This is a genomic window from Legionella quinlivanii (genome assembly GCF_003265995.1).
In the GTDB taxonomy this organism is placed as follows: Bacteria; Pseudomonadota; Gammaproteobacteria; order Legionellales; family Legionellaceae; genus Legionella_C; species Legionella_C quinlivanii_A.
The window spans coordinates 308,336-321,626 of record NZ_MVJN01000004.1 but is presented as its reverse complement, the minus strand read 5'-3'; the positions used below and the strand labels follow the sequence as shown (position 1 = coordinate 321,626).

Genomic DNA, 13,291 nt, shown 5'->3' with positions numbered 1-13,291 from the left:
CGGGAATCCATTCCTCATAAGTAAGTCCATTAGTCCGTCTATTTAGCTTCAGGCCCTGCAGTATTTGAATTGTTTATTTCATCTATCCACTGAAACTGATTATCCCTTTCCTGAAGAATGTTAATAGGTTCCGGTGCTTCTCTTCTATTCCTTTTTGTCTCAGAAAAAAAGCCGGCATTATATTTCTGAGTTTCAAATTGCCCTCGCTGGTATAAGGCATGATAGAGTTTGATTAATCGCCAGCTAAACACTAATACTTGCCCAGGGTTGCTGTCAGCTTTCGCCTTATGAAAGAATAATTGCTCCCTGACCGCTTCCGATACCTCTCTTTCTTCAAACACATAGTGTTTTAATTTCCCATACATTTTCTTCTTTTCCTGGCTATCGAGAGCTCTGTTTGTTTCTACGATATCATTCGATAATGCAATATCTTCAAGACTCCTTAGAACTACGAAATTTAAAGGATGGGGGGTGTGCATTTTTGACTGCAAATCCTCGCAACAGAGTAGATGCGGTATGCCGTTAGGAAAAATTCGTCTTTTACTGACATTGTATTTTTCATGTGTAAGTCGATCATCGCTATGCAGGTTAAGAAAACGAAGACCCGAAGCATCATCCAGTTTTAAATTTTTTGGCAAGTTGCTAGTGGTTAAAGCCAAATTGATCATCGCGTCAATGCCATGTTTCCAAACCAGAATACAATCATAATCGCTATGAGGTCCAAAAGCTTTGGCTGCCTTTTCATTTGCATAGGAAAGACCGGTCACACTACTTCCTTTGAAGCATAGATACTCGGGCGGCTCATAGTCCGTTACTTTATCTACGAAATGACCTTTATCAAAATTAGTTACCAGGTAATTGCAAAGTATGGCAAACTGATGATTGCTCATGCCTAATGGCAATTCATTCGAGCTAAGGGGTTTTTCTGTGTTCCCCAAGACCCCTTCAGTGGAAGAAACGAGGGTTCTTTTAGACCCAATTTGAGTGTTAGAGGATTTCCTTAATCTTCCGATACTTAAATTCGGGACTTTTTTGTCAGCCTCAGTATGCCTTGGCGACTGGACATCCAGACCGCCTGTTTTGTTTCTGTTTAAATTGGTTTTTATTCCTTCCTCGACTTCCCGCATAAATTTTTCTGTCTGGGCTTCAGTAATCTCCTCTATTGTTAAATCAGTATGAAGGGATTCTCTTTCAATTGCTTCTTTCAATAGTTCAAGCTTCCCACACCAACGCTCGATACATTTATTGCGCCTTTGCTCATCTTCAAAATAATGATTGGCCAGAATGGTTATCTTTTGCTTAACGTAATACGCCAGGAAGTAGGGATTGAGTTCATGTTTACTTTGCATTACACACCTATGAGCTACTAGTTTAATGCGTAAATTATATACTTAATGGTTAAATATTATTAATAGCTAAATTGGAAAATAATTATTTCCTTTTCAAACAAATTCCAAACGTAAACTCTTATAAGATGCTTCAATTCCATTGCTCTGAAGTAACAAAGTCTTCATAATAAAAAAACAATGATGAATCCCATTAAATCAGAGTCCTGCTTTGTTCTCTGTTCTAAAATTAGTGTATGAAAATGATAAAATCCTGGCTAAATACCAAATTAAAAAAACTGACGGATGATTCGGTTCTCAGTGAGCAGCCGGTATCCTATGGGCCCAAAAAGGCGCAGCCAAATGCTGATTTTTATAAAAACTATTTTTCTCTCATCGCAGATGGCGCACGCCTCAAACTGGTTGAAGCAATGTTCAACCTGAATCTCTTTGATTTATTTGAAGGCAGGGAATACGTTTTAGAAACTGAGATTATTGAAAAGCTGGGATTAATGCCGATTCGTGCCAAAAAATGGCTGCATCTTTTAAGCAGTGAGCATTTTTTAATAAAAGCGAAGTCCAGAGACTATCGAGTGGCCTACCGACTGCCTGAAGAATTTATTCAAATAATCAATAGCGATAAATGGTGGGGGATGAAGTTCTTTTTTAACACCTGGCAGGTCGCCGCTGAGGAAAATTTGAGTGATGTATTGCGCTATGGGAAGGTTAAAATCAGTGTCTCCTGGCCGCCCAAAACCGATGGCGAAGTTCAGTGGCTGGAAGACTGGATGAGAAATACCATACGCCGGCCAGCCGAACGTTTTCTGGAATCTATCGATTTTACAAAAGTGAAAAGCGTGCTTGATATTGGCGGCGGCGATGGATCATTGGCCTGTCAACTGGTGAATGCTCACCCTCATTTAAAAATAGCAGTATATAATTTACCCAAGTCAGCGGTGTTGGCTCGAGAAAATATTGAGGCCCAGGGATTAAGTCAGAAGATAAGCGTAGTGGAAGGTGATTTTATTGCGGATGATGCATTTCCAACCGGTTTTGACCTGCTTCTTTTTTCCCGGGTTTTATATGACTGGGATGAAGGGGTAAACAGAAAACTACTGCGAATGGCTTATCAGGCATTGCCTAAAAATGGTTTAGTGGCAATTTGTGAGACATTTAAAGAAAATAATAATGATCTTTGCCTGTCTGCAGAATATCGCTACATGTTCCATGATGATTTCTCCCCCCATGTCATGAAAGCTGCGGCAGACTATTACCGGATGCTCGAGAAAATTGGATTTACTGTCGTTTTGCCCACAACAAATAAAACAGATGTTCTGTATTATTCGATCATTGTTGCGCGCAAATAATGCCTAAGTGCTTATAAAATGCCTACTACAAAAGAATTAAGAGTCAAACAGACAGAAGACATGCTAGGCCAGTTTGCGCGCTCTTATGAGGCCTTAAGCTGGTCTAAACAAAGAATAGGCGAGTATCGCAATTATCAGTTAAGAAAACTTCTGCAATATGCCAAAACGCATTCGCCCTGGTATCAAAAACAATTAGCTTCTATTAATCTTGAGCTGTTCACTGAAGAGCAGCTCCCAGAAATACCTGTTATGGATAAAAAAACCTTGATGGAAAACTGGGATGAAATAGTGACTGATACGCGATTGTCACTAGGGATGGTTGAAGAGCATATTCATAAGATGAAAGACGATGGCGAGATCTTATATTTACTGGATGAGTATCATGTTCTGGCTACCAGCGGCTCCAGTGGTAAAAGAGCAATTTATGTCTATAATTGGGACGAATGGAATACCTACTATTTGCACAGCGTACGTTATGCTCCGCGCCAGCCAATTCCGCATCGGGCAAACCAGGGCGCTACAAAATTAAAAGTGGCAATGATCCTGATACCAAACACCGTCTACGCCATGTATTCTCTGATAAAGACTTTTCAGCATGATCATATTGAACAGTTTCTCATTTCAATTACCCAGCCAACCGATCAAATCGTTAGCGAACTAAATAAAATTCAACCGGATTATTTACTGGGAACACCTACCACTATTGCAAGAATATGCCATGAACCTTATGTGAGCCGCTTAAAAATTGACCCCGTGCTAGTCTCGCTTTCTGGTGAACCTTTATTCATGCCCATCCGCCAGTTAATTGAAAAAGCATGGCCTAATGCCAGAATTAATAATGCTTACGGCTGCTCTGAAGGTTTGGCAGGGATTAACTGCGGAGTTAATAGCCGTGAAATGCATCTGAATGATGACGGGTGTATTCTGGAACCCGTTGATGCACAAGATAAGCCTGTTCCCCTGGGGGTAATTCCTCAGAAAATGTATTTAACTAATTTGTATTTTTATACCTTGCCGCTCATACGCTATGAATTTTTTGATCAATTGCTATTTTTAGATAAAACCTGTGTTTGCGGAGTCAATCATCAGTTGATTGCAGAGCCAGAGGGGCGTCCTGAATATGATTTTACCTACTCCGAAAATGTGTTTGTACATCACTTAGCCTTTGTGACGCCGCTGTTACTTGAAAAAAATATACAGGAATATCAGGTGGTGCAAACTGAAAAAGGGGCCCATATCCGGGTGATGACAACAGGTCTGATTAATCAACAGCAGATATCTCAATCTATAGGCAATTCTTTAAAACAGGCAGGCCTGAAAAACCCTGAAATTACCTTTGCGGAAGTTACTGAATTTGAATATTTGTCCTCAGGAAAACTGCGCCGATTTTTAAAACTGAAGTAAGGAGAGATTTATTTCTTTGCCTAATCGAGGATGAATTTAATATAAGTTGAGGAGTTATTGTAGGTGAGCCCTTACTCCCTACGTGCCTCGGCCGAGGGGCATAGATAAATAATTATGCGAAAGTCCAGCCTTGTTACCACACAATGCTGCGAGTCACAATTTTCGTTTTCTCGTTAACAGACTCTCGATCTGACGTAAAAGATCGTCGCTGTCCTTGAAATGAATATCTGATCCAACATAAAACAAAGGCTGGTTTTTTAATCCAAACAGGTTTTGCGGATCGTCAACCAGGATGGGAGTTGCTCCCTTTCCTTCCAGTAAGAGAACCGGATGGGTATAGAATTTAATCTTATTGGTGGTGGTCAGTTGACATACAGCACTGCCGTGCCATGGCTGAACCGGATCGCCCTGTCCTGCGGTGGTTAACAAGGCTAACTGACCCCGCTTGGCATGAATAGTCCAGCGGATTGTATCAGGAAAACAGGTCAGGACTGGATCAGCAGCTAAATCCCTGTCGCTTCTGATTTCAGCAATATAATACATAGCTGCCAGCCAGGCTTCCTCCAGCATTTTCTGTCGTAAATATTCCAGGGTGTGCAGACTGGAATCTACTGCTTCCAGAGAAGAATAAGGTTCAAAAATGCGGCGAATAATTTCTGCATAAAGCGAATCATACTCCATACCGTTTATCAACGCATGATGCTGTAAGCACTGATAAGAAATGGTATATACCAGCGATTTGAAAAGAGGTACAAATCGTCCTTCTGAGTAATCCGTTTCGGGATCAGGATCTCGGGCTATGGCCTCATTTAACGTCTGGGTCATCGCAGAGGGGTTCAGAATGGGGAGCATTAATTCAGTGTATAATTGAACGACCTGATTTCTGATAGTATTTTTCTGTAAATACTGGGCTTTAGGCAAGGAGTTTTCAATACTTTGCTGATAGTCAGCAATCTCAACATACTCTCCAATTTCTAATTGATTAATCCACCAGTTTAATTGCTGCTGATAGTTATGAATATTCTCAAGCGGCTCATTTAGAAAGCGGTTAAATCGGCTGCCGTCTGAAATGACCGTAAATTTAGCTGGAATTTTGGGCGCTGAAGGATGTTCAGCATAAATACGAGCAATGGTTTGGGCAATTTCGGCTAAGCCAAGCAGAAAATTGACTTCCGATAAATCAGGAAATATACCTCGGCTTTTTAGCGGTGAAGTCGACTTATAAGGAAGGGCGGGAATGACCATGCGTATAATCTGGTTTTTCCTAATCAGCTCTTTAATGTCACTGACTAAATCCAGGTGCGAATAATTGCTTTTTCGTCCTTTAAGGAATTGGCGATCGAACATTACTTCGGCTATGAACTCTGCTGTTCCAATATCACTGGCTGCACTCAGACCATACTCTTTGAAGTTGAGAATAGCTCTTTTTTTTGCAGCAGAAACTCTTTCAGAAACAAACTGTCGGGATGCTTTTAACAGACTGGGAATTAAGCCCTTAAAAACCCAGTCAGGGGAAACATAAATGGCTCGTTCAAAAAATATTTCTGAATTGTATAATGTTAATTCGCTATTACGATTAATTTTATCCATAAAATGGGCACTGATTACAGCCTCATTTTTTTTATCCAGGCCCGCCTGATAGGCATTTGAGCTATTCTTTTTCATCCTGGCCGACCCAAGAATGAAGTATAATTTTTGATCTCCTCAATTGTTCTGCATCCAGTTAATTTCATTGCCAGTGCAAACTCATCCTCTAGTAACTTTAGCATCGTCACCAACTCATTTTTACCGCCAACTGCCAATGCCCAAAGGACCGGTCTGCCAATCAGTACCGCATCTGCACCAAGAGCCAGCGCTTTAAAAAGATCAGTGCCGCGTTCCATCGCACCATCAATAAGAATCATAGCTCGACCTGCCACAGTGCTTGCTATATCCGGCAAAGCGATTATCGGGGATTCGGCGGTATCCAGTTGTCGGCCGCCATGATTGGAAACAATAATTCCGGCAATGTTGCGTCGGCAGGCTTCTTCAGCGTCTAAAGGATTGAGAATACCTTTAAGAATAACGGGCAGTCTGGTTTGCGATTGCACCCATTCTACATCTTTCCAGGTTAAGGAGGGATCGAGGTGGGTGGCAGTAAAATCATAAATCGTTTGCTTATCAACTACCGTTTTGAAATTACCAATGCTCAGTGTATCTGAAAGAGAAAATTGATTACGAAGATCACGCTCTCTTTTCCCGCCAACTGGTACTCCAACCGTCAGAACAATGGCTTTATAACCGGCTTTCTCTATCCGTTTAATTAATGACTGCGTTAGGGCTCTGTCTTTGAAAATATACAACTGCGACCACAGGTGCTCGCTACCAGCAGAGCCTGCAATGTCCTCAAGAGAACGATTAGACATACAGCTGACTATCAGATTAATACCCGAAGCCTTAGCCGCAAGGCTGGTACTAAGCTCGCCTTTCGCCTCAACCAGCTGATGAAAAGCCATAGGAGCGATCAATAAAGGGAAGGCCAGCTTTGAACCCAGTACCGTCGTTGAGATATCTATATTGGATACATCGCGCAGACAATAAGGGCGTATGCTGATTTCATCCAGAGACTTTCTATTATTGGATTTGCTGATTTCATCGCAGGCGCCGCCATCAATGTAGTCAAAGATATCCGCTTTAAGCCGGCTTTGAGCCAGGGTTCTGTAATCTGCGACTTTCACTGGATTCATTTGCCTGCCTGTTAAATCAAATCGCCTATCTTCGCTTTATTCGCCAGGATAATCAAATGATTGAATCCTGAGGGGGAATACTTATTCTGGTTTTACGAGTAATTGATTATGCAACCAGAAATGTAGTTTTTGCACGATGTAAGCTGCGGCATTTTCTTCTGTCATTTTATAAGAAATTTGCTCGCAGATTTCCATAAATGTCGCCCCTGCCCGGATGGCATTTATCAAAAGTAATTCAAGATGATCAAGTTTATTATGGCATACTTCAAGCTGTCGCCGCCAAATAAGCACAAATTGTGGGTTTTTAAGTTTTTTGGGCTTAGGGATTGAACGACCCTGTCCTGCGGTTTCAGCCAGTATCAGGCTATTCCAGTGCATGCCAATGACTTCACAGGAAGGGTGAAGATAAAATTTCAGATTCAGCCATTCTTCGGGAGATAATTTCTGTAAATCAGCCTCATAAAGGAGGCTTGCATCATGGCTGGTTATCGCAGTAGATCGCGCCCATTCAAAAGCAGCAATTTCACTCAAATAAGGTTTTCTGCTAAAAGGCACTGTTTCCAATAGAAATTGGCGAAGCTGTTGACCGAATAAATCGAGCGAATAGTGAGAGGAAGGATACGCATTAATGTATTTTCGGCTCATATTATGAAAATTCGACTCTCCCATTACTGTAACCAGTGCAGGATAATCATCCATCAGTGCTTCTTCGAGACGATTGTAAAATCCATTCGCATAAATGGAAATGCGATCTTCAATTGAACCGCGCGGGGGCTGACAAAGATGAGGCTTAACAACAGGTTCCAAGGTCAGCATGGAGTTTTGCAGTAATTCTGAGAGTTCCTCAAATTTCATGCTCTAGGCTCGCTTTTATCGGGAATAAAGAATTTTGTTTAATCACCCTGGCGTAGTCTAATTCTTGCATCAATTCCTCGAGAGGTGGAATATTATCATCGCGCTCGATCATTGTAGGAATATCCCCAAAGCGTTTAACTGCCGCTCTATAAAGTTCCCATACTTCCGGGATAACGGGGTGATCATGAGTATCAATAATATAATCTTTACAATTCAAATGACCTGCCAGATGAAATTGTTGCACCCGGTTTACAGGAATAGAGTCGATATAGGTCAGCGGGTCAAAACCATGATTAAAAGCGCTGACATAAATATTATTGATATCCAGCAAAATCAGGCAATCCGCACGATTTGCAATTTCAGTCAGAAACTCCCACTCAGGCATTTCTGATGACTGATAACTAATATAACTGGAAACATTTTCCAGTAATATTTGTCTCTGATAAAAATCCTGCACGTATTTAACGCGTTCAACCACATGAGAAATCATTTGTTCGGTATAGGGTAATGGTAACAAATCATGCATATTACGCTGATGCACTCCTGTCCAGCAGAGATGATCAGAAATCCAGCTCGCCTCAATGCGATCAGCTAACTGTTTAACCTTCTTTAAATAGTTGTGATTGAGAGGATCCAAATTCCCAATGGATAAAGAAACGCCATGCATACACATGGGATACTGTTCACGGATTTTGTCCAGGAAATAGAGCGGTCGTCCTCCGTTTACCAGATAGTTTTCAGTCAGGATTTCAAACCAATCAATGTTTGGAAGCCGTTCCAGGATATATTGATAGTGATCAGGACGCAAACCTAAGCCCATACCGGAGGTATGGGCTGAGTTATGTTTTTCCATTAATTATTCATTCCCTTTATGCAATTATTGCATTAGTAGCTCTTGCAGTTATTTTTATATTTACAAGAGTTTTTATATTTGCAGGAATTGTAACTTTTGCAATTGTTATAGCTTTTGCAATTGTTATGACTCTTGCATTTGTTATAGCTCTTGCATTGATTATAGCTCTTACAGTTGTTGTAGCTTTTGCAGTTATTATAGCTCTTGCACTTGTTATAGCTTTTGCAGTTGTTATAACTCTTGCACTTGTTATAGCTTTTGCAGTTATTATAGCTCTTGCACTTGTTATAGCTTTTACAGTTGTTATAGCTCTTACAATTGTTATGGCTTTTGCAGTTATTATAGCTCTTGCACTTGTCATAACTTTTGCATTTGCTTTGACTCTTGCAGCTATTCGAGCTCTTGCAGGAGTTTTTGCCTCCACCACCGTATCCCGAATCACCAGATCCACCATAACCGCCACTGGAACCGCTATTTTTTGAATCTCCCCCGTAACCTCCCTGACTGTTATTTGTTCCCCCGTATCCTGAGTTGCTTGGGCTAGCATATAGGCCAGATGCAAAAAGGGCTGCTGCTGCAGTGGCAATGATGAGACCTTTTTTATCCATGTCAATCTCCATTTGAGCAAATATTGCTCATTTAAGAATAGATGAGCGGCCCAATATCTTCAAGCGTGTCAATTTTGAAGCTAATGCTTAAGATCAAACTCTTTGTGCTCCTATTGATCAGATGTGTGTATATATTATTTAAAATAAGGGTTATAATTTAACAGTGATTAAAAATTTTGAACATTTTCCAAGAGATATTATCATGCCTGATTTTTCTTACCAAACATTGGATAGTCAAGAAATTCCTAAAACATCTTTTGTTGAGAATGGTAAAACATATAATTTTCATACTGAAAATTCTGCCTTTGCAATATTTGAGCCTCCCCCGGAGCAGTGGGCAGATCACCCTGAAATTCAATCACCATGGAAAATTCATTTAAATGTTCAAAAGGAATCATTACCGCAAGTCTGGAATCTTGTTCAACCTATGCTAATGGCGAATGATGTTCCGAGCTTTAAGGTTAGCCGTTTAAGTAAGGGCGAGGGAGTAGATGATAGTGCGGCAGCGCGTGTGACGGAAGGCGCTCAGATAACCATTTATATTCAAAAAGGCAAAGAGTTTCAGTTCAATAATTTAATCGCTAAAATCGAGCAGAAACTGTTAGCGGAGGGAATACAACCTGGTCAATTTGCAGACAGTGACAAGAAGGTTGGCAGCTTTGTGTCCGTCAGAGGGGCCGGTGTGGTAGGTGGCTCTCCTCCATATCTTAATGCCGATCAGACAGGTAACGATTACAATCCACATGGATTGCAAGATCCCTTTGTGGTTCAGGAATCCAAACTGCAGGCTGAGTTTGCTGCTGGCCTTAACCAGTATTTGAAAAGCGATTATGTTCAGGACAGAATTAATACGGCGATTACCCAGAATGATCCTGGAATGATTACTCGGTTGTTCGATAAGCTCGCTCATCAAGAGAACATCATGGCCTATGGTGATCAATTACTTGCCAATACAGAAGCGGCTATTGAAGCAGGGAATTTGCCAGGCTATCTTAGCCAGTTTTCAAGAGGTAATGCGCAAGTGCTTTTTAATCAGGATATGAGTGATTTACATCCTTCAGTGATTGAGGCAATCGGTCAGGATAATTATAACCGGCTTATTTTAAGTATGGGCAGCAAAACGGAGCTAGTGACTAAAATGATCCAGGCCACCGTTATCTTTCATACAGCGGTTGTCACCGATGCTATGTATACTAAAATTGGCATTAAAGAAGAGGAAACCCATACTGAGGAGCAAAATCAAGCCTTAGTGAAGTTTACGAATGAAATCACCGTTCCCTCTCAGGAGGTACAGGTATCCCTGACTCCTCAAACGCTTCTTCATAAAGAATTTCTTCCCGAGGCAAAGCAATCAGTTGATTTGACAGAGAAAACGAAAGCCTTGGCCGATTTGGAAGATTTCCTTGGGAATTTACAGGCTGCACAAGAGACTCTTCAAAATCAGATTGCTGCTTTGGAAAAATGGGGTGGTTCTACCGAAAATACAGCGGCACAAATCCAAACATTGAAAAGCCTGGACAGAACATTAGGAATGCAGGGCGATAAAATTCAAGAGGCTATTGATAAAGCTGAACATCCAAGGACCACTGCAGAATCTCTGAAACAAGACTATGAAAACTCAAAAAGTAAGATTAATGATTTTATTGAAAATAAATCGGTTAGTGCAGAAGAAAAAAACATGCTGACCGCAGTTGTCTTTGATAAGAGAAGTAGTAGCGCGAAACAGGAAGCCATTAGCAAGCTGGAAACACTTCATGGCAATTTGGACACTGCAGAAAAGCAGTTGGAGATCCATATCAATAATTTTAAGAAATGGGGACATTTAAAAGAAAAACCGGCAATTGTAGCAGAGAAAATTACTCTCCTGAGTAATTTAAAAAATAATCTGGCTACACAAAAAAATGAAATTGCTGATGAGCTTAAAGCGCATATCACAGATCCAGCTAGTACTGCACAAGCAATTAATGAAAGCCTGGAAAAGCATAAAGAGACTATCGGCGTAAACTTTAAAGACAATATCGACTCTCAGGTTTACAATCCCCGGGAAAAAAAATTACTGGAGATCATCTGGAAAGGTATTGTCAGCCTTTTTACAGCATTCAGGGTCAACTATGAACCTAAGGAAGTCAAAGAGGCTAAAGTGGATGTTACGAATGTCAAAGAGGCTCTGTTCGCTTTGAAAGCTGCGGTCGAAAAAGAACCCGCCAATGACCAGATGCAAAGCAGTGAACCTGAGGAAGACTATGAAAACTCAATGTCGACCCCAAGTTAGAACCTGGTCGTTCTCAGGTATTCAGAGTAAATGCAGAGGTAACACCTTCTGTTTTCTCTGGTTGTTCTTTACGCGATACTTTGACTTCATGCATAAAAAATCTGACTTTTGAAAACCAACCTTTGTCCCAGCCAGCATTATTCTTTGCCGTAGTTTCCAGTGCTTCCCAGTTTTTTTCACTTGGTTCACTGGCATATTTTTGCATGGCCCTCATCACAGCCACTTTGGGCTTATGTATAACATCTGTTTTGTCACCGCGATCAAATTTTTGTAAATAGCTGTTAATAGCAGTATTTACTTTATTTTTTATAATGCCTGCACCATTTTTCAAGTCACTAATTTTTTTATTGTTCTGGGCAAGTCTGCCTATCAGATTTTCCAGTTCTTTGCTTTTCTTTTCTGCAGGCTGGGTTGCAAAATAGATATTTTTTGCCTCATTCACTTGTTTCCAATCCGCTGCTGTTGGGTTTGGCTTGTCACAATAAGTCTTTAACTCGGCATATAATTTTTTGAGCGGGGTATCATGACTTTGCTCCTGAATCACTTTCTTATTAGTGCTTAAGATATTGCTAAATTTCATATGAGTTGATGTTTCGGTCAACTTGCCAGCTTCTGTATCTTTCTCTTGCTGACTTATAATGAGAGCTATAATGTCTTCGCGTTCTGCTTTCGCATAAAGCATCTCAGTAGAATAATGTTTTAAACCGATGCGCAATTCGTTTATAAACTCCTCCGCCCCATAAATGCTCCGCCAGATTTTCTCGAAAAAGCTATCATTTTGAAGCATTCTGGCTAAATACTCTTCGTCTCCCTCGATTTTTTGTGCAAGGGATTCTGTTCTGGAAGCAGGTTGAGACAGATTCATTGCGGCATTTTTAGCGTTTAGGAATCCGCTGAGCTCATTTTTAATTCCCTTTCTCCAGCTGGAGTTTACACCCTTCACTTTGGCATCCAATAAAGCCAGAATTGCTGCTTGCTTCTGTGAGGGATCATTCTCAATTTGCCTGATTAACTGAGCATAATATCCCACTTCGATTTTATGATTCTGAATTGCGTGCAGACGTTTTCTTGATCTTAAGAAATCCAGGGCAATTACTGCATCCAGGCTGGCTACTGCCTGCACACCCCTATGAGTATAGCAATTTTGGGGAGCATCCAGATCCTCAATATTATCCAGGAGTTTGATAAGGCAGAAGTCGGCAGATTGTTCATTGAATTCAGTAAAATTATGATACTGGGCAGCAAGAGCACGCATTTGGCTTTCCTGCTGATTCGTCCGTCCACGAATACGTTTTAATTTATTCCATTCTAAGTAATCAGCCGTCTTCTGATTGCCGTACATGATTGCGGATACCATCCCATCCTCATTACCGGTCAGCATGGAGGTTCCCATCCGGGTAGTTACAGAAACGAAGCCGCCAATTTTACTTTCCTTAGGATGGGTAGCTGCTTTCACTACAACCTGTTTAAACCCTCGTTTATACAAGGCTTCTGCTACTTGCTGTGCCAAAGGCCGAGTTCCAAATCCTCCCTCGCAAGCCACTAATTTAATGGATTTAAGCCGTGACAAGTCTTTACCTTTAAATTGAGCGGCGAGTTTTCGTGATAGTTCTTCTGGTGTTAAATCGCCGATATATTGCCGTGTAACATCGCTATGAGCCATCAAAATAATTTCGTCTGGTATCTCCCTGCTTCTGCTACTAAATTGAAGTAAGGCAATCTCATTTGTACTTCTATTACTATGTTTAGCCAGGTTTTCCTGAAGCTTAAGCGCTGATTCGCGCTCTGATTCATCTCCAATATAGTAAATTTCTACTTTTGCTTTACTCATACTTCATTCTCAAAAAAATTAGTTGGCCATTATAATTTAAAGCCGGGTTA

General features: G+C 40.8%; 10 protein-coding genes. 3 read left to right on the top strand and 7 right to left on the bottom strand.

Features of this window, described 5'->3' with window-relative positions; translation table 11 throughout:
- Positions 1-38: 38 nt before the first annotated feature.
- A complete protein-coding gene (locus tag B1207_RS06805) occupies positions 39-1,349 on the bottom strand; it encodes a hypothetical protein (protein WP_112219244.1) in 1,311 nt (436 codons plus the stop codon).
- A 233-nt stretch (positions 1,350-1,582) separates the two neighbouring features.
- Between B1207_RS06805 and B1207_RS06800 the strand changes: the two genes are divergently transcribed.
- Entirely contained in the window at positions 1,583-2,692 is a 1,110-nt protein-coding gene (locus tag B1207_RS06800) for a methyltransferase (RefSeq protein ID WP_172458177.1), read from the top strand.
- Positions 2,693-2,710: 18 nt separating this feature from the next.
- Positions 2,711-4,096, top strand: a complete 1,386-nt coding sequence (locus B1207_RS06795; protein ID WP_112219243.1) for a phenylacetate--CoA ligase family protein — start codon at positions 2,711-2,713, stop codon at positions 4,094-4,096.
- Positions 4,097-4,249: 153 nt separating this feature from the next.
- On the opposite strand, the gene B1207_RS06790 is transcribed toward B1207_RS06795, so the two are convergent.
- The 5 genes from B1207_RS06790 to B1207_RS06770 form a co-directional block, all read right to left on the bottom strand.
- The gene (locus tag B1207_RS06790) at positions 4,250-5,761 is read right to left on the bottom strand and encodes an L-tyrosine/L-tryptophan isonitrile synthase family protein (protein WP_112219242.1); all 1,512 of its coding nucleotides are present in this window, start codon (positions 5,759-5,761) and stop codon (positions 4,250-4,252) included.
- Positions 5,758-6,822 (bottom strand): alpha-hydroxy acid oxidase, encoded by a 1,065-nt coding sequence (locus tag B1207_RS06785; protein ID WP_112219241.1) that lies wholly within the window; start codon positions 6,820-6,822, stop codon positions 5,758-5,760. The genes B1207_RS06790 and B1207_RS06785 overlap by 4 nt, the downstream gene beginning before the upstream one ends.
- Before the next feature lie 81 nt (positions 6,823-6,903).
- A complete protein-coding gene (locus B1207_RS06780; RefSeq protein ID WP_112219240.1) occupies positions 6,904-7,677 on the bottom strand; it encodes an HvfC/BufC N-terminal domain-containing protein in 774 nt (257 codons plus the stop codon).
- Positions 7,667-8,530 (bottom strand): MNIO family bufferin maturase, encoded by an 864-nt coding sequence (gene bufB / locus B1207_RS06775; RefSeq protein WP_112219239.1) that lies wholly within the window; start codon positions 8,528-8,530, stop codon positions 7,667-7,669. The genes B1207_RS06780 and bufB overlap by 11 nt, the downstream gene beginning before the upstream one ends.
- Before the next feature lie 16 nt (positions 8,531-8,546).
- Entirely contained in the window at positions 8,547-9,143 is a 597-nt protein-coding gene (locus tag B1207_RS06770; protein ID WP_146740035.1) for a hypothetical protein, read from the bottom strand.
- Positions 9,144-9,340: 197 nt separating this feature from the next.
- Between B1207_RS06770 and B1207_RS06765 the strand changes: the two genes are divergently transcribed.
- The gene (locus tag B1207_RS06765) at positions 9,341-11,410 is read left to right on the top strand and encodes a hypothetical protein (RefSeq protein ID WP_146740034.1); all 2,070 of its coding nucleotides are present in this window, start codon (positions 9,341-9,343) and stop codon (positions 11,408-11,410) included.
- A 13-nt stretch (positions 11,411-11,423) separates the two neighbouring features.
- Here the strand turns inward: B1207_RS06765 and B1207_RS06760 are convergent, their stop codons facing one another.
- A complete protein-coding gene (locus B1207_RS06760) occupies positions 11,424-13,241 on the bottom strand; it encodes a hypothetical protein (RefSeq protein WP_112219236.1) in 1,818 nt (605 codons plus the stop codon).
- Positions 13,242-13,291: the final 50 nt, after the last annotated feature.